Genomic DNA, 25,977 nt, shown 5'->3' on the forward strand with positions numbered 1-25,977 from the left:
GGCGGTCGGCGACGGATGGGCCTCGCGTCCGAGCCGTCGAGACTCGCGACTTCGTCGCATGCGCCGCGACGACCCTTACGCGAGACGAGCCGCGAACGCTCGTTCGGAAGAATCGCTCCGTCGGGGTCGCTTCAAGCGGGCAAGTCGACACCGGAGATATACCCGCCCACCAGCCAAGACCCGCGCCTGCGACCTATGCGGACCGATTCGACTCAAGCGGGTGCGAGCAGGGCCTTCGTGCGGGCCGGGTGGTTCGTGGCGACCCAGCTGACGCCCAGGTCCGCGCATAGACGTACATCGTCGGGATCGTCCACCGTCCAGCAGTAGGTGGCGCGGCCCGCGGCAGCGGCCTTGTCGACGAGGTCCGGATGTTCGCGCAGGGTTTTCACCGACGGGCCGACGGCGGTCGCGCCCACTGTGGTCGCGGCGCTGCCGCCCAGGTAGCGCGACGATTCGCCGAGCAGGACCGTCGGCAGCAGCGGCGCGGAGCGACGGATCCGCCAGACCGCGGTGGCCGCGAACGACATGACAACCGCGCGGGAATGATCGGCGGAGGCGGGGGTGGCGATGCCGAAGCGCTGGAGTTCGGCGAGCAGCTTGTTCTCCACCAGCGCGCCATAACGCACCGGATGTTTGGTCTCGATGAACAACTTGGTCGGCCTACTGCGCCAATCGAGTACGAGCTCGATCAGTTTGCTGAGGGTGAGTACCGAAGCGGGCGCGCCGTCGGACCCGAAGTCGAGTCCCTGGAGTTCGTCCAGGGTCATTTCGCTGACCAGTCCGGAGCCCGACGAGGTCCGGTCGACGGTGCGATCGTGTACGCAGACCAGGTGCCCGTCCCTGGTCAGCCGGACATCACACTCCACGCCATCGGCGCCTTCCTGCAGCGCCAGCTCATAGGCGGCGAGTGTATGTTCCGGGCGTGCCGCCGAGGCACCTCGATGCGCGACGACGAACGGTGCGCGACTGCCCTGGCTCACTTGGCCGAAACCTCCTCGTGCTCACGGTGCGATGTACGTGTTTCGAACGCGACGGGCTCGGCGACCGGCTGTCTCGGCGCGCCGCCACCCGGCTGCACCGGTTCGATTACCGGCACCGCCGGATCGACGGCGATCACCCACCGGGGCGCGATCCTGGTGCGGCCGAACAGATCATGACCCGTCATCGACCGCTGCACCCAGAGGGTCAGCACCGCGACCCCGGCCGCGACCAGATCGGTGAACGCGGTGAACAGCACCCCATCGGCCTTGGCCTGCAGGGTATCCGCGGTCCGCCACAGCAGTGCCGCGACCGTGCAACCCGCGCCGAGCACCCAGCCCACCCACCAGATGCGCACCGCGCGCAGCGTCCGCGGATCCGGACGCACGGCGACCGCCTCGGTAAGGAAAACGCCGGGCCACAACAGATTCACCACCGGCACCAGGCAGCCGAGCGCGAGCGTCCGCACCAACCGCGGGTCGCGGTGGCCGACCGCGGCGAAGGCGGTCCGACGCGTTTCGATCAACCAGCCGAGCATCGCGATCGCGGTGATCAACCCGAGCATGAGGCCGAGCAAGGCGGAGAGCCACACCGAGGCATCGGACAAATGCAGCGACCACGACGGAATCAGCCGGGTGCGGTTGCGCAGCAGAATCAGATAGCGCCCGAATTCGGCACCGGCGGCGACCGCGAAAACCGCCGCGGTCGCGATGAGCAGCGCACCGGCCCTATCGGTCAGCCGGTCCAGCCGACGCCGCGGTGCCGGTGTGGACACGACCGGCGGATCCAGCAGGCCCCAGCGCGGAATCTGCTGGTAGCGCGGCGTTTCCACCGGTGGCCGCGGCCGAGCCGAACTCAACTTGCGGGTGCGTTGATCGGGACGGCGCGCCACCCACCGGTAATTGCGCCGTTCGGCGGGGGCATCGATGGGCGCCGGTGACAAGAGCACGCCACGGCAGCGCGGGCACCAGTGCATCGGTGTCGTCTGCACGGCCCAGCGCGCGCCACAGCGCGCACAGGGCTGTACCACCGTACTCACGGCGTCTCCCTTGCGGCATGCCCGGGCCCTACGTGGTCACGCAGGCTGCCGCCTCCGGGCCTGACGTTCATGCCGGGTGCCCCTCTCTCTAGCCTCAGTAGATCTTCGCTTGGCAGATCTTCGCTTGGCGATCGCCGTCGGCAACCACTGGTCGCCTCGCTCGCTGCCATGCCACCATGCCACCGCTGACATTCACCGCGTCGTATCCGATGTGCGCCAGATACTTGACCACCTCGATGGACCGGCCGCCCTGGCGGCAGATCACATACAGCTGGGCGTCGTAATCCAGCTCATCGAGGCGGGCGGGCACATCGACCATCGGAATATGGATCGCCCCGGGCGCGTGTCCGAGCCGCCATTCGTCGTCCTCGCGCACGTCGAGCAGGATCGCCGCCGGGGCGTCCGCCGCGATACGCTCGGTCTTGTCGAATTCGTCCGGTACGGCTTCCACCGGCACCGACGACACTGCGGGGCTCGTCACGCTTCGATCCTGCCATGGCCGGCACACCACCGGGGAGTTCCGGCCCCGCGATGGGATGCCCCGACGGGCACTTCACCGCCTCGACATCAGCACGTTACCTCGGGTATGTTCTGTGCTTCTGGATTCGGTCCGATGCCGCGGTCCCAGGCTGACTTGTGCATACCCGCGTCGAAGTTATCCACATAATCCACAGCTTGATCCACAGGCATCAGCTATCTGTCAGCACACAATTCCCAGTATTAATTATCGCGAAGCTGCCAATCTACAAGGGCTGATGCACTGGACGCGCTATCAGGCAGAACTCCTGAGGGATTGCTGGGGCAGGTCGCGGTACGAACGACCGATCCGAGACTCCCCTCCTTCTTGCCATCCCGGAGCGGTCATTCGCCACTGCTTCGGGATCTGAGGCTGTGCAGGTCCCGATATCTACTTGGACGCCGCTGATCGCCGATCGGTTCCACCAAAATCCAGAACACCAACGAATAACTGAAATACCGGGTTCGCGCCGGGGCTATCGGTAGCCTGGGCACATGAACGTGAGCAGGGGGCTACTCGACGGAATCGAAACGGCAGCACTCAACACAGCACTCTCCGAGGCCACATGCCTAGGCGTGGAGGTCGATACAGCGAACGCGCAACTGAGCCTCGACCTGGAGGTTTTGACGCTTCCGGCCGAGGGACCCGCGTCCGAGGACTACCGCGTGAAGTTGATACTCACCGGTGTCAGTCGAGTCGCGGCCTCGCTGCGCGTTCAGGAATGGGACGATGTGGCGGCCAGGGTGCTGCCGCTGCAACTGGACACTCTGGACGCGGCCATTCGCAGCTTCGGCGGCGGTCGGCTACACGGCTGGGAATTCATCGATGTGGACGACAGTGGCTGGGTGCACTGGAGTGAACTACTCAGCTTCGACACCGAGATCGACCCCCACGTCTCCACGCACGTACTCGAGTTCTCCCAGGAGGAGGGCATCGACCCGCGCGAACTCGATGTGCGGGTGTGGTTCGACGACATCGCGATTCATCATGCCAACGGCGCCGAAATCCCGCTGAAGGAATTCATCGCCGGCGGAGTGCGCTGGTGGAAGGCGCATGAAGCGGGCGATCCGCGGACCATGCGCGCCGGAATCGTGCCACAGCTGTAGCACCGTTCCGACCGCACACCCGGTCACCGAGTGTGCGGTCGTATTTCAGGCGCCCAGTCCGACCGGACAGCTGACGCCAAGTCGCCCATGCACGCACGAAATCAGTCGTACCGTCAAGCATCCAGCGCATCGTGACCCAATGTGGGGTCAAAGGCGCGGTGGCAACCGCGCGGGTGTACGAATGATGGTTGAGTGTGCCCGAGACGGCGGGCACACACGGCCCGACAGCAGGAAAGGGACATCGTGGCTGAGTACACGTTGCCAGATCTGGATTACGACTACAGCGCCCTGGAGCCCCACATCTCCGGGCAGATCAACGAGATTCACCATTCCAAGCACCACGCTGCCTATGTCGCAGGCGTCAACACCGCACTGGAGAAGCTCGAGGCCGCACGCGAAGCGGGCGACCACGGCGCCATCTTCCTGAACGAGAAGAACCTGGCCTTCCACCTCGGTGGGCACGTCAACCACTCGATCTGGTGGAAGAACCTCTCCCCCAACGGCGGTGACAAGCCGGTCGGCGAGTTGGCCGCCGCGATCGACGACCAGTTCGGTTCGTTCGACAAGTTCCGCGCGCAGTTCACCGCAGCGGCCAATGGTCTGCAGGGCTCCGGCTGGGCGGTGCTCGGCTACGACACCCTCGGCCAGAAGCTGCTGACCTTCCAGCTCTACGACCAGCAGGCCAACGTGCCGCTGGGCATCATCCCGCTGCTGCAGGTCGACATGTGGGAGCACGCCTTCTACCTGCAGTACAAGAACGTCAAGGCGGACTACGTGACCGCGTTCTGGAACGTCGTCAACTGGGCGGACGTGCAGGAGCGCTTCGCGCGCGCGGTCGGCCAGGCCAAGGGCCTCATCTTCGGCTGAGCTTTTTCCGTCTTCGAGCCCGCGAACCGGCCGGTTCGCGGGCTCGTTGCTTTGTGGTGTCCGTTTAGCACTCTTTGGTACTTGTGTGCCAAGTGAGTTTTGGCGCATTCTCTCCGAATCCAGAGTTCGAGGACGGGCAACGCCGCCCCCGGTGCCATGACGGGAGGCAGTCATGCATACGAATGGACCCATCGGCATCACGCCGTTCCATGCCCGCGGATCGCTGCGGGGGTTCGTCATCTCCGGACGTTGGCCGGACACCACCAGGGAATGGGCGCAGGTTTTGGTGCTCGCCGTGCGGGTGGCCTCGTTTCCGGGGTTGCTGACCACCTCGACCGTCTTCGGGGTGCGCGAGGAGCTGCCGGATGATCCGGCACCGGGCACCGTCGGACTGGTCCTCGCCGAGGGGCCGGTGCTCGGTGACCAGGCGCTCGAACCAGGCCGATTCGCCGATCATGTGCCACCGGCGCTATTGATGCTGCACCCGCCCTCGGAGACCCGGCCATCGCTGCCGGAATGCATCGGCGTGGCATCGGGTTGCGTACTCCTGCCCGGCGTCCCACATCTGGGACTGGCACATCGGGCAGCCTGGGCCGAGGCCGAATCCGACGGCACCGTCATCTCTTTGGTCAGCCGCGTCGGCCTCGATCCGATCAGCGACCCCGATACCGCGGTCCTGGCCATGCTCCTCGCCGCCTGAGCCCGCGCATAGCCGGTGACTGCCTCGCACCTTATGCGAGGCAGTCACTCGGTACACGGCAGCGCGCTGATTGCCAAGGGCTAGCTCACTTCTGGATCAGGGCTTGCTGCGGAATCTTTGAGGGAGGCCGAAGATTGCGGGTTGGATTGCCAAAATTATTGTGCGCATTGCGATTTCGATAACAGCGGCTTGGCTTGGACGCGGCTGCGGGGGTACAGTCGGTGACAGCGAAGGGGAGTAGCCCGCAATCGCGCTGTCGACATACTGGTCCGCCGCCTCATGAGGGTGCGGACCCGGCCGCGTGAACCGGCGTAGATCCGGTGGGCGAGACCTTCGGCCGAGACAACCATTGCGTTGTCGGCCGGAGGAGTCACCCATTTCCCGGCCGGCAGGCCGGAGCCCGGGAGCGCTTACTACATGATCGCGACGATATTGCTCAGCGTCGGAATCGTCTTCCTCGCCGAGTTGGGTGATAAGTCCCAGCTGATGGCGTTGACGTTCGCGCTGCGCTACCGCTGGTGGGTGGTGCTCGGCGCCATTGCCACCGCCACCGCCGTGGTCCATCTGATCTCGGTCGGCGTCGGCTATTTCCTCGGTGCCGCGCTGCCGACCCGGGCCATCGCACTGGTGGCCGCACTCACCTTCCTGGCCGTCGGCCTGTGGACCCTGCGCGAACAATTCGGCGGCGATGACGCGGAGACCGAGCCCGAGCCGACGCGTTCGACCACCGCGCCGTTCTTCGTGGTCCTTTCGGCCTTTCTGCTCGCCGAACTCGGCGACCGAACCATGTTCGCCACCGCTGCCCTGGCCACCGACAACAGCTGGGTCAGCGTCTGGATCGGCTCCACCGTCGGCATGGTCGCCGCTGACGCCCTCGCCATCGCCGCAGGCATTCTGGTCGGCAAACATCTCCCGGAACACGTCATCGGTATCGGGTCCGGCCTGCTGTTCCTCTACTTCGGCACCGCAAGCCTGCTCACCGCCGCCCTCCCCGACCTGGGCATGCTCATCGGAGGCGCCCTCGCCACGCTCGCCCCGGTCGCAGCGGGCATTGCCCTGCTGATTCGTTCGCGGCGCGCGGGGCGCACTTCGGCACAAGTCCAGAACGACGCGGCGCCGGAAGCCGACAGGGTGCCCTGACCGGACACGCTCTGAGCATCCGCAACGCGGCGACAGGCAGTTGCCTGCCGGGCCCCTCATATAAGAAGCTGCGCCCCGCACCGCGTGAAAGGGCATAAGGCTGCGGTCGCCACCCTTCCTGCCCCTGGGATGTTCTCCTCGCGACCGGCAGGCCGCCGAGCACGGCATTGCGCCGCGGCGAGTCGCGCGCGAACAGTTCGCCCGGCTGCCCCTCAGGCCCGGACTTCGAACTGACGCATCGCTTCGCCGTAGAGGTCGCCGCTGCGGCGCACCAGTTCGAGTAGGGGTTCACGGAGGGCTCGCAGGCCCGGGAGGTCGTCTATGGCGATGCGGGCGGTGACCATGGCGCTGACGGCGGCGGCCAGGGTTTGGCAGGCGAAGCGCTGTCGATCGGTGCGGGCATCCAGGACGTCGGCGATCATCGCGACGAAGGATTCCTGCAACTCGGCGCGCCTGGCGATCGCCTTCGAACCCACCGCGTAGACCTCGACGAGGTAGATGCGGGCATATGCGGGTTCGGCGATCAGACCGTCGAAGTAGGCCTCGAGGATGCGGCCCAGGCGATCGGGATCGGACGGGTCGGCGCAATCTCGCCCGTCGTCGTCGATCGCATTCGCGATATTCGCGATGAGCAATTCGACGGCCCGGTCGTAGGCAGCCTCGAAACAATCCTCCTTGGAATGGAATTGCTCGTAGAAGGTTTCCCGTGAAACCCCGGCGCGCTTCAGGATGGCCGCAACCGAGGTCCCGACGTATCCTCTCTCCACCATGGCCTCGGCCATCGCGCTCAGGATCCGATCGCGCTGCGAGGCGACCACTTCCTCCCTGGGCAGGCCGTGTCGCCCCCGCGGGAGTTGGCGTGCACTGCTTGCGGATTCGGTCATTCAGTGGCTCCGGAGGTCGGGCGGGTGGTCACCGGCTACGCCGGTCGGTGAGCGCTACTTTTGCCCCTTTGGCGTGTAACTGCCGGGCCAGCGCCGCACCGATTCCGCGTGCCGCGCCGGTGATCAGAATCCGGCGCCCGGCCACGGACGCGGCGGAGAACAGGTGCCCGCCCATCACCCGACGACCCTCGATCGAACCGCTTCGCGACGCTGCATACCCCGTGACGATACCAGCTGTGAACATATACGTTCGCAAATAATTTCTGTTTATCCGTGAGGGCTGCGCGAAGCGGGTATCGAGTCGAGGGAGCCGTGATATGCCTCTCACCTGAAACCGGTTAGGGTGCAATTGACGAAAGGCCAACTGGCTGTCACGAACGAGAGGACCATCGTGGAGATTTCGGGTTCCGCCGCCATTATCACCGGAGGCGCATCCGGCCTCGGCGCCGCCACTGCCAAGCGTTTCGCCGATCTGGGCGCAACCGTCTTCGGACTCGACGTACCCCAATCCATCGAGCGCGCCGGGGACAATGTGCCCGACGGCGTCACCCTCATCCCCGCCGACGTCACCAGCAACGACGAGGTTTCCGCCGCGGTCGCGCAGGTCGTCGAATCAGGTGCGCCGCTGCGCATCGTGGTCAACTGCGCCGGTGTCGGCTGGGCCGGCCGCATCCTGTCCAAAAACGGCCCGCACGATCTCGAGCTGTTCCGCACCGTCATCACCGTCAACCTGCTCGGCACCTTCAATGTCATGCGCCTGGCCGCCGAAGCGATCGCCAAGACCGACACTGTCGACGAATACGGTCAGCGCGGGGTCATCATCAACACCGCCTCGGTCGCCGCATTCGAGGGCCAGATCGGCCAGATCGCGTACTCGGCCTCCAAGGGTGGCGTGCACGGCATGACCGTCCCGGCCGCGCGTGACCTGGCCCAGTTCGGCATCCGCGTGAACACCATCGCCCCCGGCATCATCGACACCCCGATGCTCGCCGGTGTCACCGAGGAGTATCGCAAGGGCCTCGAGGCCGGTGTACCGTTCCCGTCACGCCTGGGCCGCCCGGACGAGTACGCGAAGCTGTCGCAGTACATCGTCGAGCACGACTACCTCAACGGCGAGACCATCCGCATGGACGGTGCCCTGCGCATGGCTCCCCGCTGAGGAGCTAGCGCTCGTCTGCCTCCCCGGATATTCAGGCCGTAGCAGTTGGGTGCCACGATCATTGGTGGCAGGGTCGGCGGTCGGGCACCCATTCGGCTCTTGGGCGTACCCGATGAAGTACCGATGTACTGAGGAAATCAGTTGTTCTGCTGGGCTCTAGGGGTCGGCTTGAGGCCGATGCCGAGGTATGCCGTGGTGGACAGGGGCTTGTTCGGGCGGTAGTTGGCCGCGAGGTAGGCGCGCATCAGGGCCACGCGTTCGGCCCACATCTGCTCACCGACGGTGCGGCGCATGAGCAGCAGGGGGACGCTGCTGCGCAGCATGGTCTCCCACATCTCGTCGGAGTCGGCGAAACTCACTGTGCTGGTGTGGCGTTGGATGCTCACCCCGGCGAAGCCGGCGGTGCGCATCTCGGTCGCGAAGACCTCGGGATTTTCCAGGCTGAGGAAGTTGGGCTCGGGTTCCTGAATAGACGGATCGGCGGCCGCGAACGCGCCGAACATCATTCGCATGAGTGGCGATTCGGCCACCGGCGCCCAACTCGACACCACGGCGGTGGCACCTGGACGCAATACCCGGAATAGTTCGGCGAAACCCTTGGCCCGATCCGGGAAGAACATCAACCCGAACATCGAGAAACCGGCATCGAAGCTCTCGTCGTCGAACGGCAGCGCCCGCCCGTCCCCCACGCACGTTTCGATATTGGTCAATCCGGCGGCCCGCGCGTCCTCGGTGAGTCGCTGGATCATCGGCTCCGAGAAGTCGATGGCCGATACCCGCGCCACCCGCTCGGCGGCGGGCAGGCTGAGCGTGCCGGGCCCGGCGGCGATATCGACCACCTGTGATTGCGCCGAAAGCCCGGCGAGCTCGAGTGCACATGCGGAGAAGGGCGCCATGATCGCGGGTCCGAATTCGGCATATCCGTCGGCGACGAGATCCCACGGTTCGGCGACGGCAAGCGGGTTACCAGACATCAGCTGACGATCCTTTCGACCGTCCAAGGCTAACCGGGCAATACCCACCGAACCTACCAACTCCGGCCGATCTCGCTGCGCGCCGAGCGGATCAGATCGTGCGTTCGAAGGTGACCATGTGATGGCCCGGTCCGTTGTAGTTACGCACCGGTCCGGTGACCGTGAAACCGAGATGCCGGTGGAAGCCGATCGACGCATCATTGCCCGGCGAGGTGATCGCCTTCACAACATGGCGATTATTTGCCCTGGCTATCGCGAAGAACCGCTCGTAGAGCTCACGCGCCAGACCGGTCTTGCGGGACTGCGGATCGACGCCGACAAAGTGGATGTAGGCCTCATCGGATTCCGACGGCGAGAGGAAGCCGATCAGGAATCCGGCCAGCCATTCGGTCGGTTCCCGCCACCCGGCGCCGGGCAACTCGGCGACCAGGCTGGTCCGATGGAAATGATCGAGGAACAACCTGGGCAGGTGCGGTAACACCGACCGCCCCCACCATTCATCGATGACAATGACGATGGCGTCGTAGTCATCGGCACGTGCGGCCCGAATGACCGGCCCGTTCGCATTCGGCACGTTAGCTAGCCCGCCTCCCCGCATATTCAAGCCAGATCAAGTGCCACGATAGTCGCGTCGGCGCCCAGCGGTGAATCGGTGCACGGCTCAGCCCGCCCCGATGAGTTATCGATATGCCACGGAAATCAGTTGTCTTGTCCGACAACCTTGCGGGTCGTCGCAGACCTGGTGAGCGGCTCACACAGGTTGGCACCTATGTGAGCCGCTCACTGGTTATGTGTCCCCAATTCTTGGCAGGTCGACCTTCAGAGCGTGCGGGTCAGCCGCTCGGTGAGGATCTGGGCGAAGCGGGCCGGATCCTTCAGTTCGCCGCCCTCGGCGAGAACCGCTGTGCCGTAGAGCAATTCGGCGGTCTCGTTCAGTTCGGGAACCTTACCCGCGTCAGCGTCGTCTCGGCGCGTGTCGTAGGCGTCGCGCAGACCGGTGACCAGCGGGTGGGTCGGGTTGAGCTCGAGGATCCGCTTGGACTCGGGCACCAACTGACCGGAGGCGCGGTACATGCGCTCCAGCATCGGGGTGAAGTCGAAGACATCGCCGACAAGGCAGGCGGGCGAGGTGGTGAGCCGGTTGGTCAGGCGCACCTCCTTGACGCTGTCCAGGGTCTTGCCGAGCCAGCCGAGCACTTCGGCGAAGTCCTTGTCCTGCTGTTCGCGCAGCGATTCGGTGGCCTTCTTCTCCTCCTCGGTCTCCAGATCCACCTCGCCCTTGGCGATGGACTGCAACGGCTTACCGTCGAATTCGGTGACCGAGCCGACCCACATCTCGTCGACCGGGTCGGTCAGGATCAGCACCTCGCGACCTTTGGCCTTGAAGGCTTCCATATGCGGAGAGCTTTCGACCTGCTGACGGGTCTCGCCGGTCATGTAGTAGATGGCGTCCTGGCCGTCCTTCATCCGCTCGACGTAGGCGGCGAGGGAGGTCAACTCCTGCTCGGAGTTGGTCGAGGCGAACGAGGAAACCTGCAGCAGCGTCTCGCGGTTGTCGAAGTCCGAGAGCAGGCCCTCCTTGAGGACGCGCCCGAACTCCTTCCAGAAGCTCTGGTACTTCTCCTGGTCCTCGGCGCCCTGCAGTTCCTTGACCGTCGAGAGCACCTTCTTCACCAGGCGCTTGCGAATCATCTGGATCTGCCGGTCCTGCTGCAGGATCTCGCGCGAGACATTGAGCGACAGATCCTGCGCGTCCACCACACCCTTGACGAAGCGCAGGTACTCCGGCATCAGCTCTTCACAGTTGTCCATGATGAACACGCGCTTGACGTACAGCTGCACACCGCGCTTGTGCTCGCGGGTGAACAGGTCGAACGGTGCGTGCGAGGGAACGAACAGCAGCGCCTGATATTCGAAGGTGCCCTCGGCCTTCATCGGGATGATCTCCAGCGGATCGTCCCAGCCGTGGCTGACGTGCTTGTAGAACTCCTTGTACTCCTCGTCGCTGACCTCGCTCCTGGGGCGGGTCCACAACGCCTTCATGGAGTTGAGGGTCTGCTCCTCGAGAATCGTCTTCTCGGTCTTGTCCTCGCCCTCACCCTCGGTGACGGTCCGCTCGACCTGCATGCGGATCGGCCAGGCGATGAAGTCCGAATATTTCTTGACGATCTCGCGGAGCTTCCACTCCAGGGTGTAGTCGAAGAGGTGGTCGTCCTCGTCCGGGGTCATGAGATGCAGCGAAACGGCGGTGCCCTGCGGGGCCTCGTCGAGAGTTTCGATGGTGTAGGTAGAGCTGCCCGCGGCCGACTCCCAGCGGGTGCCCTCGGTCTCCCCCGCCTTGCGGGTGGTCAGTGTGACCTTGTCGGCGACCATGAAGGTCGAATAGAAGCCGATGCCGAACTGACCGATCAGCTCCTCGGCGGCCGCCTCGGATTTGGCCTCGTTCAGCTTCTTGCGCAGCTCCGCGGTGCCGGATTTGGCCAGGGTGCCGATCAGATCGACCACCTCGGCGCGGGACATGCCGATGCCGTTATCCCTGACCGTCAGGATCCGATTGTCCTTGTCGACCTCCAGCTCGATATGCAGATCGGCGGTATCGACGTGCAGATCCTTATCGCGGAAGGACTCCAGCCGCAACTTGTCCAGCGCGTCGGAAGCGTTCGAGATCAGCTCCCGCAGGAACGTGTCCTTGTTGGAGTAGACCGAATGGATCATCAGCTCGAGCAGCTGATGGGTTTCTGCCTGGAACTCGAGTTGTTCGACGTGCTCTGTCACGTCGCGATGGTACCGCTGCACCTATCCGACATCGGCAGACATCTGCCCGAAGTCGGCGAGTCCGGGCACTTCGATGTCGGCACGGTGCGGATCATCCGCCCGCGCGGGCCGCGGATGCATCCACTCGCGCAGCACCATGGTGGCCCGCACATCGTCCTCGTTGTACTCCAGCAGGCGGGTGCGCTGCCCCTGATCGGGTTCGCCCTCGTAGCCGACGGCCAACCGATACCAGCTCATCGACGCCTCACCGCCCGCCTCGGGATCGCGCCAGGAGAAACCGGCCACCGGCGCGATCTTCTTGAGCCCCTTGCCATTCGGGCAGATGAACTGATCGGAGACGGCCTGGAACATATCCACCCACTGCGGTCCGTCGACGAACGCGCGCACCTGCTCGACCGTCGGCACCCCGGGCCGCCCCGCGAACCGGCGCGCCGACTCATAGAGCCACTTGTCCTCGGCGGTACGCGAATAGCAGTAGGCGGCAAAGGTCTTCCCTGCCGCGACGGCATCGGAGCGCACCGTCATCAACCAGGTCCAGAATTCGCCGAAGGAGCGGCCCTCATCCTCGGTGGGCAGCGGATCCCAGGTGACGAACGGGCGGTACACACCGTCGAGCAGCGTGCCCCACAGATACGCGCCGTACTCCTGGAAACTCTCCAGATCGACATCCACCTCGACGTCGGCACGACGCACCCGGACCCGCTCGACTCGGCGCACGAGCGGGGCCCCCGCAAGCCAGGCACGGGCGGTCACCACGGCCTCGTCGAATGGTCCGTGCTGCCAGTCCTCCGGATCGTCGCCGACCCAGGCGGCCAGATCGTCGATGGTCTCGACGCCGTGCCCGCGCAGCACCTCCGCGCGGGAACCGGGCGCGACCAGGCTCACGTCCCGATGTTCGGTCAGCCAGCCCTCGCAGCTGCGTCCGGCGACCCGCGCCTCGTCGGCGGGCGCTGTGCGCGTCCACCACGGGCACTGGCGGCATTCGGGCACCTTCGACGGAACCGTCGGCAAATCCCCGCGCACCACCGCGATTCGATCGGCATAGCGCCGGTCGTAATCGGCGAGCAGCGGGCCGAGATCGTGTACCAGAATGCGGTCGAAGTTATAGCCGATAACGCCGCCGACCAGCGCCGGACTGGCCAGCCCGTGCCGCTGCAGCATGCGGTACAGATGGGCGAGCCGCTGTTGGTCGCGGGGCTGCTGGCGCAGTTTGCGATGCGGATCCGGTTGCGGATCCCAGTGATACGGATCCGAGGTGGACGGGTGGAAATCGGCCGGTTCGGGCTGACGTGGGTCGGTGACCTTGTGGTTGACCACGATGACCGGGATGTAGCCGCCGCGATCACGGTCACGCAACAGGATCTCCGAGCCACCGCGCCGACCGGTATCGGCTTCCTGCGGCAGCAGTCCGCCCCAGATATGTTGTGCGCCTTCGGCACACGCGCGCATCGTGGCCGCGGCCCGCTCTCTCGCGCGCAATGTCGGATCGATCACCATCCAGTTGTCCGGATCCGCGGCGATCAGTGCCTCGCGCACTCGGCTGCGGTGCGCGGTCGCGGCCTCCCGGCGCTGACGGACCCCGGCGTCCTCGATCACCCCGGTCAGCAGGTCCGGATACGCCGCATTCAAATGCAATCGGTGCCGACAGCCGATCAATGCCCTGGCATCGACGAATGCGGCCGACTCGGCGGATATCGGCGCGGGCTCGACGGACGTCGGCGCAGTATGGACCTCGGCCTGCCGCTCGGCGGCTCCGCCTTCGTGATTGCGACCGTCGCGGTCACCGCTGCCCGAATACACGTATGCAGTATGGTCCAGACCCCTGACAACTCTGTGAACCGCATGACACGACCCGATACCCGGCTCGAGTCGCGCACTCACCCACTCGCAGCTGCGACCATGGACCCGATAGGGTACTGACGATACGTGTGGCTTGGGCGGACCAACATCCCCCGACGTCGTACTGCCCATGGCGAAACCAGCATGACGGAGGGCCTCGATGGGGTTGTTCACGAAGCGCAATCGGCGGCCGAGCCGCAGGGCCGAGGCGAAGGCCCTGAGACACAAGGCAGCCATGGAGGCGAAGCTCGGCGCCAGGAACGACCGCAAGGCCCGCCGCGCGGAGGCCCGCACCCAACGCAAGGTCGCCGACGCGCAGATCGCCACATTGCAGGCCGAGGAGAAGGCCGCACTCAAGGTGGCCGCCAAGGCCGAGCGGGATCCGTTCACCGCGAGCCAGGTCCGCAAGTATCTCGGTGTCGCCCGCGTGCTGGTCCCCGTACTCGCACCGCTGGCCTACCGTGCCGCGACCTTCATCCGCGGCCAGATTGATACCCGTCGGGCGCATCAGCTCGGCATCGGTGTCGAACAACTGGGTGATTTCAGCGGTCACGGCGGTCGATTGCAGGCGCGGATCACCAATACCGAAGCCGCCCTCGACAAGATCGGCACGCAGTCCGGTGATAAGGCCGGACAGGGTGAGACACAGAAATTCGTCGCGGCCACCCAGGATCGGCTCGGCAATCTGACCGCCGCGATTCGGACCGCGGAGCAGATGCCCGCCCCGCGTCGCCGCGCCGTCCACGCGTCGATCTCGAGCGAGCTGTCCGGTATCGAGGCGGACGTTTTGGCGCGCCTCGGCGTCAACTGATCGATCCGATGTCACCCGGCCAGCTCTCCGACAGCCCGCGTGGCTGTCTGGTCGGCGGCATGGTCGGTGCACTCGCCATCGCCGCGCACGGTGCGGCCGGCGGTGGACTTCCGGAATCGGCCGAAGCCGCACTGCTGCTTGTTGTTTCGGCGTTGACGGGTTGGGCCGCAGGGTGGTTGCGTCCGGGCGGCATCGGCCGTTGGGTCCTCCTCGGTCCGCTCGCGCTCGGGCAACTCGCCGGACATGCCGTGTTATCCGGACTGATCGACCACACCCACACCCATACCGCCGCCGGCGCACCAGAACTCGACCCATATCTGCCCACCGGCTGGATGCTGTCGGCGCACTTGATCGCAACACTCGGCTGCGCCGCACTGATCCTGTTGGCCGAGCGGCTGTATGCGATGGCCTCCAGCGTCATTCGCGCGGTTTCCGCCACCGTACCGCCGCTCGCGCTCACCCGCCCGGTCCGCTGGTCCGATCCCATCCTCCGGCCCTCCCGCTTTCATCCGAACGGTGCGATCGGTCCGCGCGCGCCACCGGTGTCGGCCTGACCCGCCACACTCCAAACCCCTTCGGACAGAAAGCACTTCACCCATGCGTACGCAGATCACGCGCGCCTGTACGGCGGTGGCCGCCGCTGGCTTCGTTCTCCTCGCGGGCGGCACCGCCTCCGCACACGTCACCGCCGACGCACCCGGCGCGACCCAGGGCGATTACTCGGTGATCACCTTCAAAGTCCCGACCGAATCGGAGACCGCGAACACCACGGCGCTCACTGTCGCCCTGCCCAACCTCAAGAGCGCGCGCACCGAACCCATTCCGGGTTGGAGCTCCAAGGTCGACCACAATGACAAGGCCGAGGCCACCTCGGTCACCTGGACCGCCGATCCCGGCACGCCCGGCGTCCGGCCCGGCCAGTTCCAGCGTTTCGTCCTCTCGGTCGGCCCGCTGCCGACCCAGGACCAGATCAGCTTCCCGGCCGCCCAGACCTACAGCGACGGCAAGGTCGTCACATGGGATCAGCCCATGAGCGCCGACGGTTCCGAACCCGAGCACCCGGCACCCACGCTCACCCTCGCGGCGGCCACCGGCGGTAGCCATGACGGTCACCACGTCGGCAGTTCGGCCGCCGCCCAGGAGAAGTCCGAGGACACCGACAACACCGCACGCTGGCTCGGCGGCATCGGCCTCGCGCTCGGCCTGCTCGGCGTCGCGCTCGGTCTCGGCAATGTGCTCCGCGGACGCCGGGCATGAATGACACCGCGATGCGTCGCATGGTCGCCGGGCTGGTCGCGGGCCTGCTCTTGCTGAGCATGGGCGCGCTCGCGGCCGGCCCGGCGTCGGCACATTCGACGCCGGTCAGCAGCGTGCCCGCCGACGGCGCGAGCGTCGAAACCGGTCCGGAGCGGGTGAGCATCACCTTCAACGAGCCACTGCAGGAGAGCTTTCCGGCACTCACCGTGGTGGGACCGGACGGGAATCTGTGGTCCAAGGGCGATCCGAAGGTGGACGGTCCGACGGTCAGCGTCGCGGTCGGCGAACTCGGCCCGACCGGCGTCTACAAAATCGGGTACCGAGTCACCTCCGCCGACGGTCATCCGGTCAAGGGCGAGCGGAGCTTCACGCTGACCAAGGCGGGCAACGGAACCCCGGGCCCGAAGGCCGACAGCCAGCACAACTCCGGCGATAGTGACGATTCCGGCGGTATCCCGCTGTGGGTCTTCATCATCGGCGCCGTCGTACTGTTCGGCGGTGGTCTGGCATTCGCCCTGTTCGGCGGCAGGAGCCGCAAATCGCCGCGGTGAGAAGAGCACACGAGTGAACAAGGCGCAACGGGCGACCAGTGGAAATGCGCAAGCGTTGCTGCTGGTCGTCCCGGCCGGACTACTCGGGGTGGCGCTCGCGCTGATCCTGGCGGTCCCATCCCCGGCGCAGACCGAGAGCGTGGTTCGGGTGCTCGCGGACTGCACCGGGGCGACCGTGCTCGGACTGGCCGCACTGCCCCGGCTGCACGATCGGCTGCGGCCGCCGTGGCGGGTGCTCGCGGTAGTGGCGGGGATCTGGTGTGTCACCGAGTTCACGGTGCTGGTCTTCGAGGCGGCCGCCGTGGTCGGGGTGCCGGTCGGCAAGCTCAGCGGTAAGCAGTTCGGTGATTTCCTGATCGAGATCAGCGGCGGTCAGGTCGGTATCGCGGTGCTGATCGGCAGCGGTGCGGTCGCCTGCTATGGGGCCATGGCGTTCCGGCGACCCGAGACCGCATCGGCCGATCTGGTGCTGGTCTTCACCGCCGTGGCGTTCGCGTTGCGACCGATCACCGGGCATATGTCGCAGCAGCCATTCGGCTCGGTGCTGGCCGCGGTGCACGCACTGGCGGCGGCATCCTGGTTCGGCCTGTTGGTCGCGCTGGCGCTGGTGGTGCGCACCCGAGGTGAGTGGGCGGTGACACTGCCGCGGTATTCGGCCGCGGCGCTGCCGCTGGTCGGCATCGTCACGGTCACCGGCCTCGTCAACGGGTTGGTGCGGGTCGGCGGGATCGCACCGTTCGTGACGACCGGCTACGGCCGCATTCTGCTGGCGAAAACCCTTGTGCTGGTTAGCTTGCTGGCACTGGGCTGGTGGTGGCGACGGTCCTGGGTACGGCAGGCGATGGGGCATCGAATGCCTGCCGAATCCTCGCTGCGACGGGCGGTTATCGAGGCGGCGGTAATGGCGGTGGCGTTCGGACTGGCGGCGACCCTGGCGGTTACCGCCTGACGCTCGCAAACGCCTGCTGCGGGGCTGTCAACAACCCTTTACAGTTGTGCCATGACCGAGGTGAAGATCGTCGAAGACTGCGTAGCATCGGCCGAAACAGCCTTCGCCTATGTCAACGACTACCGGAATCTGTCGCGTTTCATCACCGAGGTCCAGGACTTCACGCCGATCACCGAACAGGTCGAAGGCGTCGGCGCAACCTTCGGCGGCACCATCAAACTCGGTCCCGCAGCGCTGCATTCGCGCCTGCAGGTCGTGCGGTGGGAGGCGAACTTCGCGATCGCGGTGAAATCCATCAAGGGTTTCGAGATCGAATCGACCTTCCTGTTCCATGCCAAGGGCGCCGATAGCTGCACGGTCGACGCGATCGTCGACTACCGCGTGCCGGGCGGAATCGCGGGCAAGGTGCTCGGCAAGACCATCGAGCCGTTCGTGAAGATCGCGGTCAAACACTCCACGCACAACCTGACCACCCAGATCGCCGAATTCCATGTCAGCCGACACGGCTAGCCACCGATCAGCGAACTTGTCCGGGCCGGTCCGGCCGGAGAATGCTGGGCACTATGGCTGACCGAACGACACCGACATTCCCGCAGCGCATCGCCTACATCTGCGGGCGCACGCTGCCGGAATCGATGTCGGCGTGGGTGCTCGAGGATCTCACCGGCCCCGGCGCGGCACGGCGCTATCTGATGCGCTCGCTCATCCCGATGATCCCGGTACTGAGCCTGTTCCTGCTGGTACCCGGACCGAAATGGATGGGACTGGCGATGATGGCGCTGCTGTATCTGCCGCTGATCTACTTCACCGCGGCACTGATGTACGTGTATCGCCGGGCGCGTCTGGTCAAGCACGGCCTCGATCCGGCACTGGCCGACTCAGCGTCCAGCAAGCGTGCGGAAACCGAGCGGCTGGCCTATGAACGGCGCCACGGTCGCGCCTGATTTCGCCTGCCGAATATTCGCCGAACCTGGCGGTGACGCATCTCACGGGCATAGCCTGAACATATGAAGCGCCCCACGTTAGGCCAGCGGATCGCCTACGATCTCGGCCGCGAGCTCCCCGAGGAGCTGCACGAGTGGGTTATCCACGACCTTGTCGGACATGGGGCCATGGAACGCTATCTCGTCCGCTTCCTCGTACCGTTCATCCCGTTCTTCGCGCTGTGGTTGCTGTTCCCCGGCCCGATGGGGCTGAAGATCGGCATGATCGTCATGATGATCGCGCCGTTGATCCTGTTCACGGTGTCGCTGAGTTACGTCTGGCGTCGGTTCCGGCTGGCCCAGCACGGCATCGATCAAGGCTGGATCGACCACAACAAGATGCGCGAAACCGAGCGGATCAAATACGAGATGCACTACGGACACCGCTAGCGGTGTCGAATCCACGGAACGGGCAGACCGGATGGTCTGTTCGGAGTGCGTTGCGGCTCGAACTCTAAGCTGACACCCGTGACCGAATCGCAGAACACCATTGGCACCGCGGACCTCGCCGACGAGATCGGCCCCGAAATCCGTAGCTGCGATACGCAGTTCATCCAGTTCGGCGCACATACGACGTTCGCCGGCCGGATCACCACGATCCGTTGCTTCCAGGACAACCTACTGGTCAAACAGACGCTCAGCGAGCCGGGCGACGGCGGCGTGCTCGTCGTCGACGGCGGTGCCAGCGTGCACACCGCACTGGTCGGCGACATCATCGCCGGACGCGGTGTGGCCAACGGCTGGTCCGGCGTCATCGTCAACGGCGCGGTGCGCGACTCGGCCATCCTGCGCACGCTCGATATCGGCATCAAGGCGCTGGGCACCAACCCCCGCAAGAGCACCCAGACCGGCACTGGCGAGCGCGATGTCCCGGTCGAATTCGGCGGTATCACCTTCGTGCCCGGCGAAATGCTCTACAGCGACCACGACGGCATCGTGGTCCGTGCCGAAGACTGAACGCCTAGGCCGCCGCCACCCTGGCCTTATGACCGGCGATGGCCACAATATCGCCGACGTGCAGTTGCCGTCCGCGACGCAGTTCCACCTCCTCGTTCACCCGTACCAGACCCGCCGCGATCACGGTCTTGGCCTCCGATCCGGAATCGATCAGATTGGCCAGCTTGAGGAACTGACCGAGTCGAATGACCTCGTCATCGATCGGCACATCGACTGCATCGGACATGGGATACATCCTTACTCCGTCGCCGTCGAACCGGAAATCCCGCCCCCACACAGCCGAGCGACATGTAGGAATGACACACCGATAACCGACATGCCCGGGTGGCCTTCGAGCACCACCACCGCGGCACCGTACACACTGGTGTTGTGACAACCATGCACGCCGGGCAACATATCGATACCGAACCCCCCTCGGAGAGATCGGCACCACCGGTTCCGCATCGCGGCCACGGACGACTGCGCGAGGTCCCGCATGTCGCGGGCCTGCTGCTGGGCGTATTCGCTGTGCTCTGCTTCCTGTGGAGTCTCTCGCCCGGACTGCGATATCTGACGCATGTGCCGCGTCGCTACATCGACCTGTACTACTTCGACGCACCGGATACCAGCCTCGTGTGGGCATTGGTGGTCGGTCTGCTCGCGGGCGCCACGGCCAGCCGCAAGCGGATCGCCTGGTGGCTGCTGGTCGGCTACATCGCGCTCTACGCCCTGGCGAATGTGCTCGAATTCGCCGACGAGAACAATATGCACGCGCTGGTGGCGGCGGCGGTGCAGATCGCCGTGCTCAGCGTACTGCTCGCGTCCTGGCGGGAGTTCTACACCAAGGTGCGCCGGGGCGCGGGCTGGAAGGCACTGGGCGTACTGGTCGGCGGCCTCGCGGCCGGCTGTCTGCTCGGCTGGGGTCTGGTGGAACTGTTCCCCGGTTCGCTGCCGCGCGGCGTACAACGGCCGCTGTGGTCGATCTATCGGGTGACGGCCGCGGTGCTGGTGGACAACGAACATTTCGACGGCCATCCGCGCCCGTTCGTCAACTTCCTGCTCGGCCTCTTCGGCGCCATCGCCCTGCTGGCCGCGGTGATCATCCTGTTGCGCTCACAACGGGCGGGCAACGCGATGACCGGCACCGACGAATCCGCCATCCGCGGCCTGCTGGAACGCGCCGATGTCGAGGATTCGCTGGGCTACTTCGCGACTCGGCGCGATAAGGCGGTGGTATTCGCGCCGAGCGGCAAGGCGGCGCTCACCTATCGCGTCGAGTTGGGCGTGTGCCTCGCCAGTGGTGATCCGATCGGCATTCGCGAGGCCTGGCCGCAGGCGATCGACGCATGGCTGCGGCTCGCCGATGAATTCGGTTGGGCCCCGGCGGTCATGGGCGCCAGCGAACTCGGTGCCACGGCGTATCAGCGGGCCGGACTTTCGGTGCTGCGGCTCGGCGATGAGGCAATTCTCGACACCAGGTCCTTCTCGCTCGCGGGCCCGGAGATGAAGCAGGTCCGTCAGGCCGCGAACAGGTTGCGCAAGCACGGGATCACCGTGCGGATCCGCCGCCATCGCGATATCCCGGCCGAGGAATTCCAGCAGGTGATCGCCCGCGCGGATGCCTGGCGCGATACCGAAACCGAGCGCGGCTTCTCGATGGCGCTCGGCCGCCTCGGCGATCCGCTGGACGGCGACTGCCTACTGGTGGAGGCGGTGAATCCGCAGGAGCGTGTGCTCGGCATGCTGTCACTGGTGCCGTGGGGTCGCACCGGTGCCTCACTCGAGCTGATGCGCCGAGATCCACACGGCCCCAACGGTGTCATGGAGCTGATGATCTCCCAGCTCGCCCTGACCTCCGAGCAGCATGGCATCACCAAGGTTTCGCTGAACTTCGCGGTATTCCGCTCGGTATTCGAAGAGGGCGGACGCATCGGTGCCGGACCGGTGCTGCGGCTGTGGCGCGGTGTACTGCTGTTCTTTTCGCGCTGGTGGCAGCTGGAGGCGCTGTACCGGTCGAATGTGAAGTATCAGCCACACTGGGTGCCCCGGTTCTTCCTGTTCGAGGAGCGCAGACAACTACCTCGGGTGGCCATCGCGAGTGGGCTTGCCGAGGGCTTCCTACCGCGCTTCGGTAAGGCACCCGAGACCATCACCCACACCGGTCTGCACAGTGCGGTTCCCGCGGGCATCACCGGATTGCGCGCCGACGGCAGCCCGCCGGATCTGCCGGACAACGTTGGGGTAGAACAGCGTCCGCGCCGCCCGGAGCAGGTGCGGGTGCGCATGGACAAACTCGACCGGCTCACGGCCGCGGGCGTGGATGCCTATCCGGTCGCCTATCCTCCGACGCATACCGTCGCGGCGGCGCGCCGTTCACCGCGGGGCACCACCGTGCGAATCTGCGGCCGACTGCTGCGCATTCGCGATTACGGCGGTGTGATCTTCGCGGTGGTCCGGGACTGGACCGGCGATATCCAGCTGGTCATCGACCGCGATCGGGTCGGTGCCGAACGCAGCGCCGAATTCGGCGAATTCTTCGACCTCGGTGACCTCATCGAGGTCAGCGGCCAGATCGGACACAGCCGCCGCGGCGAACTCTCACTGTTGGCCGCGGACTGGCGGATGATCGGCAAATGCCTGCACCCGCTGCCGGACAAGTGGAAGGGTCTATCCGATCCCGAGGCCAGGGTGCGTCAGCGCTACGTCGATATGGCGATCAATCCCGATGTCCGCGAGGTGCTGAGCAAGCGCACCGCGGTGGTGCGCTCGCTGCGGGATTCGTTGAACGCCTGGGGATATCTCGAGGTGGAGACCCCGATCCTGCAGAAGGTGCATGGCGGCGCCAACGCGACACCGTTCCTGACCCATATCAATGCCTACGATCTGGACCTGTATCTGCGCATCGCGCCCGAGCTATATCTCAAGCGACTGTGCGTCGGCGGCATGGAGAAGGTCTTCGAAATCGGCCGCAACTTCCGCAACGAGGGTGTGGACTTCAGCCACAACCCGGAATTCACCAGCCTGGAAGCCTATGAAGCACATGCCGATTACGAGCGGATGATGCAGCTGGCCCGCCAGCTCATCCAGAATGCCGCGCAGGCCGCCAATGGTTCGATGGTGGCGCTGCGGCCCAAGCCGGACGGCTCCTTCGACGAGGTGGATATCTCCGGGGAGTGGGCGGTGAAGACCGTGCACGGCGCGGTATCGGAGGCACTCGGCACGCCGATCGACCCGCAGACCACACTCGAGGAACTGCGCGAACTTTGCGATAAGGCGGACGTGCCCTATCAGCACGGCTGGGATGCCGGACAAGTTGTCCTGGAAATGTATGAGTATCTGGTCGAATCTCATACGGAGAAGCCGACTTTCTACATCGACTTCCCCACCTCGGTCTCCCCGCTGACCCGCACACACCGCAGCACTCCCGGCGTGACCGAGCGCTGGGATCTGGTCGCCTGGGGCGTCGAATTGGGTACGGCCTACAGCGAACTCACCGATCCGATCGAACAGCGCCGCAGGCTCACCGAACAATCGATGCTGGCGGCCAACGGCGATCCGGAGGCGATGGAGCTCGACGAGGACTTCCTGCAGGCGCTCGAGCATGCGATGCCGCCGACCGGCGGATTGGGAATGGGCGTCGACCGCATCGTCATGCTGATCACCGGCCGCAGCATCCGCGAGACGCTGCCGTTCCCCTTGGTCAGGCCGCGCTGACGATCCCCCATCGAGGATCTCATCATGAAATATTCCAGGAGCGAATAGTTCCATATGCGTACCAGCCCGATAGTCTTGGTAATTCGACCCCGGGAGGAGGCCGATACCTCCGATCATGGGGATGCATATGTACCTTGACCTGCTGACCAATTCCGCTCTGCTGGACCCGCAGGTGTGGACCAGTGCGGACACCTGGACCGACTCCGACACCGTCACGTCGGCAATGGAATTCGCGGCCAGGAAAAAGAGGAAGAGCAGCAGCGGGCTGATCATCGGCGGCATCTGCTGCCTGGTCATCGTCACCCTGATCGTCGGCGGCATCTACCTGCTGACCCAACGCAAGAGGCAGCAGTAAACGGGACAAACGGCCCGGCTCGCGGATAGCGAACGGGCCATTTCGGCTTCTGGACTGGATGGCGCTGCTTTCGGAGGCCACCTCGGCCCCCAGCACCCTGCGGCCCGTGCGGCTGCGGCGACACCCGGGCAGGTCGGGCAGGCGGTCCAGATCCTCGGCGACGAAACCGCCCGGCGGCGGGCGCGGCCACTGCGGAAACAGTTCGACGGTCACGGCTTCGAGGATGGCCCCCATACGTCGCATATCCCCCTGGTGCGAGTGAACGCCCATGGTAGGGCAGAGTGGGCTGGGTGCAGTTGATTCTCGTTCGTCATGCTCAGCCGGTGCGGGCGCGGGCCTGCGATGGACCAGCCGATCCCGAATTGGCGCCGGTCGGGGTCGAACAGGCCGAGCGCGTGCCTGCGGCGTTGGGGCATCATCGGATCAGTCGGATCGTGAGCAGTCCGCAGCGGCGGGCACGGGAGACGGCCGAGCCGACCGCGGCGAAGCTCGGGCTGCCGATGGATGTGATCGACGATCTGGCCGAATACGATCGCGATCTGCCCTCCTACATTCCGATCGAGGATGCCAAGGTCGAATTCGCGGCCGTCTACGAGCGGATCAAATCCGGACATCTGCCCGAACAGATCGACGCGCCCGCCTTCATCACCAGGGTGCGCGATGCCGTCACCTCGATTGCCGCGCACACTGATCCGGCCGATACGGTGGTCGTCTTCGCGCATGGCGGGGTGATCAATGTGCTCCTGCAGGACGTACTCGGCCTGGCCCGGCCGCTGACCTTCCCGATCGACTACTGCTCGATCACCCGGATCCTGTTCTCCCGCAGCGGCCGCCGGACCGCCGCGACCATCAACGAGAACGGCCATGTCTGGGATCTGTTGCCGCGCAATATTTCACAGCAACCTTGACGCTGCTTCCCAGACTCGGCCATTCACAGTCGACTGCCAGATTGATCGCACCACGGTCCCAGTGACGGAGCCTTCCATGGGAGCAGGTCATTTCGAGCGACCTGCAAGCAGTCGCTAGTGGTAAGCCGCCGCACCGGCGACTCACCATCCGAGAGAAAGGAACCCCGTTTTGCTTTCCAGGACAAGGCGCAACGTAGCCCGAATCGCAGTCGCAGCCGCATTGATCGCGGTGCCAGTCGGCGCACTCGCCGTCACGGCCTCCGCGGCCGAACCTGATTCATCTGTCCAGTCCGTATCGGGTCCGACTCCATGGCAAGGCACCGAAATCGACGGTCACCACCATCGTCACCACCAGTTCGGTAATGGCGACGACAACCAGGGTCCATGGTTCCCCGGACCGGATAACGGCCTCCCCGGCCCCGGACCGCAGTTCTTCCAACCGTTCCAGCCGCCGACCGGCTCTGCTGGCTGAGTACGGATAGCGGAAACCGAAAGGCCACCCCTCCATCGGGAGAGGTGGCCTTCGCTATGTGTCCGGGACCTGGAATCAGGCCATGCCCGCGATCCAGTTGTGCATCCACGAGATTGCGGTCTGGCCACCGCCCACCGGGTAGCTGCCGTAGAGCGTATGCGCGTGCGAGTTGTAGAACCGCTCGAGATCCTTCGCCCGCTGCCGGTTGGCGGAGTCGGTGAGCTGCGACTGCAGCGTCGGGATACCGCCGAGGTTCATCAGGTCGTTCACGATGGTGCCCGCCTCGAGCTGGTAGCGCCAGAGGTTGGCCGGATTCGCCTCGGAGGTCTGCGCGAGGAAGCCGGCGAACCGGGTTACGAAATCGTCGGTGGCGGTGGCGCAGTACAGATCGTCGAGCGCGCAGACGGTGCGGGTGCGATCGCTGAGCCAGCCGAAGCCGCCGACCCGAGCACCACCGGCGCCCGCGCCCGGCGCGACCGGTCCGACCTGGATGTCGGTAGGCGAGCGGCGCGGATCGGAGATCAGGCCGACACCCGCGATCCGGTCCACAGGAATCGGGCTGAGGCCGGTGCCGATCTCGGCGGCGAGATCGCCGGCCGCATCCGCACCCTGGCTGTAACCGACGATCGCGATCTTGGTGTCGCCGCAGCGCTGCACCATATTGGTGGCCAGGCCGCGCGCGGTGTCGGTCGCTTCCTTCTTGGACGCACCGTAGACATCGCCTTCCCACGGGAATGCGGTCGCGGCATATGTCACATAATCGACATCCACCGACCGGGGCAGATTATTGGTGACACCGGACAGCATGCCGGGCTGCGGCGTCTTATCCTTTCCGGTCTCCCAGGTGCCGGGAATCGCCACCACATAGAGGCTCGGGCAGCCCGGATCGGCTGTTACCGAACCGCTACCAAGGACTACGCCGGATGCAACAGCCGCGCACGCACCGATGGCGGCGGCAACCTTCTTCAACCGCATACTGCTCCAGTTCAAAACATTGCCCCTTGCGAGAGCAAGCACCGACAGTTGTTGTAACCGTGCTGACCTCGGCGGATGTCGGTCCAGC

At 65.6% G+C, this 25,977-nt stretch carries 28 protein-coding genes; 17 read left to right on the plus strand and 11 right to left on the minus strand.

Translation table 11 applies throughout. From position 1 onward, the window contains the following. Positions 1-212: 212 nt before the first annotated feature. The 3 genes from ACW2Q0_RS00135 to ACW2Q0_RS00145 form a co-directional block, all read right to left on the minus strand. Entirely contained in the window at positions 213-980 is a 768-nt protein-coding gene (locus ACW2Q0_RS00135) for a glycerophosphodiester phosphodiesterase (protein ID WP_457184787.1), read from the minus strand. Further along, positions 977-2,017 carry a DUF4328 domain-containing protein gene (locus ACW2Q0_RS00140; RefSeq protein ID WP_457184789.1) on the minus strand — a complete coding sequence of 347 codons (1,041 nt, stop codon included), beginning with the start codon at positions 2,015-2,017 and terminating at the stop codon, positions 977-979. The genes ACW2Q0_RS00135 and ACW2Q0_RS00140 overlap by 4 nt, the downstream gene beginning before the upstream one ends. Before the next feature lie 94 nt (positions 2,018-2,111). Then, the gene (locus tag ACW2Q0_RS00145) at positions 2,112-2,498 is read right to left on the minus strand and encodes a rhodanese-like domain-containing protein (protein WP_457184791.1); all 387 of its coding nucleotides are present in this window, start codon (positions 2,496-2,498) and stop codon (positions 2,112-2,114) included. Positions 2,499-3,028: 530 nt separating this feature from the next. On the opposite strand from ACW2Q0_RS00145, the gene ACW2Q0_RS00150 reads away from it, so the two are divergent. The 4 genes from ACW2Q0_RS00150 to ACW2Q0_RS00165 all read left to right on the plus strand — a co-directional run bounded on the left by ACW2Q0_RS00150 (position 3,029) and on the right by ACW2Q0_RS00165 (position 6,347). Then, a complete protein-coding gene (locus ACW2Q0_RS00150) occupies positions 3,029-3,640 on the plus strand; it encodes a hypothetical protein (protein WP_457184793.1) in 612 nt (203 codons plus the stop codon). A 243-nt stretch (positions 3,641-3,883) separates the two neighbouring features. Beyond that, a complete protein-coding gene (locus tag ACW2Q0_RS00155; protein WP_457184795.1) occupies positions 3,884-4,507 on the plus strand; it encodes a superoxide dismutase in 624 nt (207 codons plus the stop codon). 172 nt (positions 4,508-4,679) lie between these two features. After that, on the plus strand, positions 4,680-5,207 hold the full coding sequence (locus ACW2Q0_RS00160; RefSeq protein WP_457184797.1) for a peptidase: 528 nt from the start codon (positions 4,680-4,682) through the stop codon (positions 5,205-5,207). A gap of 417 nt (positions 5,208-5,624) precedes the next feature. Then, entirely contained in the window at positions 5,625-6,347 is a 723-nt protein-coding gene (locus ACW2Q0_RS00165) for a TMEM165/GDT1 family protein (RefSeq protein WP_457184799.1), read from the plus strand. Between the two features lie 212 nt (positions 6,348-6,559). Here the strand turns inward: ACW2Q0_RS00165 and ACW2Q0_RS00170 are convergent, their stop codons facing one another. Both ACW2Q0_RS00170 and ACW2Q0_RS00175 read right to left on the minus strand, forming a co-directional pair. Beyond that, positions 6,560-7,231 carry a TetR/AcrR family transcriptional regulator gene (locus ACW2Q0_RS00170; protein WP_457184801.1) on the minus strand — a complete coding sequence of 224 codons (672 nt, stop codon included), beginning with the start codon at positions 7,229-7,231 and terminating at the stop codon, positions 6,560-6,562. 28 nt (positions 7,232-7,259) lie between these two features. Further along, entirely contained in the window at positions 7,260-7,406 is a 147-nt protein-coding gene (locus ACW2Q0_RS00175; protein ID WP_457186021.1) for an SDR family NAD(P)-dependent oxidoreductase, read from the minus strand. A gap of 216 nt (positions 7,407-7,622) precedes the next feature. Here ACW2Q0_RS00175 and ACW2Q0_RS00180 point away from each other — a divergent pair, with 216 nt between their 5' ends. Then, positions 7,623-8,390 carry an SDR family NAD(P)-dependent oxidoreductase gene (locus ACW2Q0_RS00180; protein ID WP_457184803.1) on the plus strand — a complete coding sequence of 256 codons (768 nt, stop codon included), beginning with the start codon at positions 7,623-7,625 and terminating at the stop codon, positions 8,388-8,390. Positions 8,391-8,527: 137 nt separating this feature from the next. Here the strand turns inward: ACW2Q0_RS00180 and ACW2Q0_RS00185 are convergent, their stop codons facing one another. The 4 genes from ACW2Q0_RS00185 to ACW2Q0_RS00200 all read right to left on the minus strand — a co-directional run bounded on the left by ACW2Q0_RS00185 (position 8,528) and on the right by ACW2Q0_RS00200 (position 13,834). Then, a complete protein-coding gene (locus tag ACW2Q0_RS00185; RefSeq protein ID WP_457184805.1) occupies positions 8,528-9,364 on the minus strand; it encodes a methyltransferase domain-containing protein in 837 nt (278 codons plus the stop codon). 91 nt (positions 9,365-9,455) lie between these two features. Beyond that, positions 9,456-9,938, minus strand: coding sequence for an N-acetyltransferase family protein (locus ACW2Q0_RS00190; RefSeq protein WP_457184807.1), 483 nt, complete (start codon positions 9,936-9,938; stop codon positions 9,456-9,458). 245 nt (positions 9,939-10,183) lie between these two features. Further along, complete coding sequence (gene htpG / locus ACW2Q0_RS00195) at positions 10,184-12,139, minus strand: molecular chaperone HtpG (protein WP_457184809.1); 1,956 nt, start codon at positions 12,137-12,139, stop codon at positions 10,184-10,186. A gap of 21 nt (positions 12,140-12,160) precedes the next feature. Further along, a complete protein-coding gene (locus ACW2Q0_RS00200; RefSeq protein WP_457186023.1) occupies positions 12,161-13,834 on the minus strand; it encodes a TM0106 family RecB-like putative nuclease in 1,674 nt (557 codons plus the stop codon). A 304-nt stretch (positions 13,835-14,138) separates the two neighbouring features. Here ACW2Q0_RS00200 and ACW2Q0_RS00205 point away from each other — a divergent pair, with 304 nt between their 5' ends. The 9 genes from ACW2Q0_RS00205 (at position 14,139) to rraA (ending at position 19,486) form a co-directional block, all read left to right on the plus strand. Continuing rightward, positions 14,139-14,789, plus strand: a complete 651-nt coding sequence (locus ACW2Q0_RS00205; RefSeq protein WP_457184811.1) for a DUF6474 family protein — start codon at positions 14,139-14,141, stop codon at positions 14,787-14,789. 8 nt (positions 14,790-14,797) lie between these two features. Then, a complete protein-coding gene (locus ACW2Q0_RS00210) occupies positions 14,798-15,343 on the plus strand; it encodes a hypothetical protein (protein ID WP_457184813.1) in 546 nt (181 codons plus the stop codon). A gap of 43 nt (positions 15,344-15,386) precedes the next feature. Then, entirely contained in the window at positions 15,387-16,046 is a 660-nt protein-coding gene (locus ACW2Q0_RS00215) for a YcnI family copper-binding membrane protein (RefSeq protein ID WP_457184815.1), read from the plus strand. Continuing rightward, positions 16,043-16,597: a copper resistance CopC family protein gene (locus ACW2Q0_RS00220; protein ID WP_457184817.1), complete on the plus strand. Its 555-nt coding sequence runs from the start codon at positions 16,043-16,045 to the stop codon at positions 16,595-16,597. The genes ACW2Q0_RS00215 and ACW2Q0_RS00220 overlap by 4 nt, the downstream gene beginning before the upstream one ends. A gap of 13 nt (positions 16,598-16,610) precedes the next feature. Next, complete coding sequence (locus tag ACW2Q0_RS00225; RefSeq protein WP_457184819.1) at positions 16,611-17,546, plus strand: copper resistance D family protein; 936 nt, start codon at positions 16,611-16,613, stop codon at positions 17,544-17,546. A 51-nt stretch (positions 17,547-17,597) separates the two neighbouring features. Then, the gene (locus tag ACW2Q0_RS00230; RefSeq protein WP_457184821.1) at positions 17,598-18,056 is read left to right on the plus strand and encodes an SRPBCC family protein; all 459 of its coding nucleotides are present in this window, start codon (positions 17,598-17,600) and stop codon (positions 18,054-18,056) included. Between the two features lie 53 nt (positions 18,057-18,109). Continuing rightward, positions 18,110-18,490, plus strand: coding sequence for a DUF5313 family protein (locus ACW2Q0_RS00235; protein ID WP_457184823.1), 381 nt, complete (start codon positions 18,110-18,112; stop codon positions 18,488-18,490). A gap of 63 nt (positions 18,491-18,553) precedes the next feature. Then, positions 18,554-18,919: a DUF5313 family protein gene (locus ACW2Q0_RS00240; protein ID WP_457184825.1), complete on the plus strand. Its 366-nt coding sequence runs from the start codon at positions 18,554-18,556 to the stop codon at positions 18,917-18,919. Between the two features lie 78 nt (positions 18,920-18,997). Next, positions 18,998-19,486, plus strand: coding sequence for a ribonuclease E activity regulator RraA (gene rraA / locus ACW2Q0_RS00245; protein WP_457184827.1), 489 nt, complete (start codon positions 18,998-19,000; stop codon positions 19,484-19,486). A gap of 4 nt (positions 19,487-19,490) precedes the next feature. On the opposite strand, the gene ACW2Q0_RS00250 is transcribed toward rraA, so the two are convergent. Then, positions 19,491-19,712 (minus strand): RNA-binding S4 domain-containing protein, encoded by a 222-nt coding sequence (locus ACW2Q0_RS00250; RefSeq protein WP_457184829.1) that lies wholly within the window; start codon positions 19,710-19,712, stop codon positions 19,491-19,493. A 152-nt stretch (positions 19,713-19,864) separates the two neighbouring features. On the opposite strand from ACW2Q0_RS00250, the gene lysX reads away from it, so the two are divergent. The 3 genes from lysX to ACW2Q0_RS00265 all read left to right on the plus strand — a co-directional run bounded on the left by lysX (position 19,865) and on the right by ACW2Q0_RS00265 (position 24,442). Further along, on the plus strand, positions 19,865-23,179 hold the full coding sequence (gene lysX / locus ACW2Q0_RS00255) for a bifunctional lysylphosphatidylglycerol synthetase/lysine--tRNA ligase LysX (protein WP_457186025.1): 3,315 nt from the start codon (positions 19,865-19,867) through the stop codon (positions 23,177-23,179). A 127-nt stretch (positions 23,180-23,306) separates the two neighbouring features. Next, positions 23,307-23,534, plus strand: a complete 228-nt coding sequence (locus tag ACW2Q0_RS00260; RefSeq protein ID WP_457184831.1) for a hypothetical protein — start codon at positions 23,307-23,309, stop codon at positions 23,532-23,534. 290 nt (positions 23,535-23,824) lie between these two features. Then, entirely contained in the window at positions 23,825-24,442 is a 618-nt protein-coding gene (locus ACW2Q0_RS00265; RefSeq protein ID WP_457184833.1) for a histidine phosphatase family protein, read from the plus strand. 547 nt (positions 24,443-24,989) lie between these two features. On the opposite strand, the gene ACW2Q0_RS00270 is transcribed toward ACW2Q0_RS00265, so the two are convergent. Continuing rightward, a complete protein-coding gene (locus ACW2Q0_RS00270; RefSeq protein ID WP_457186027.1) occupies positions 24,990-25,889 on the minus strand; it encodes a cutinase family protein in 900 nt (299 codons plus the stop codon). Between the last annotated feature and the right edge of the window lie 88 nt (positions 25,890-25,977).

The sequence above is a fragment of the Nocardia citri genome (assembly GCF_054065835.1).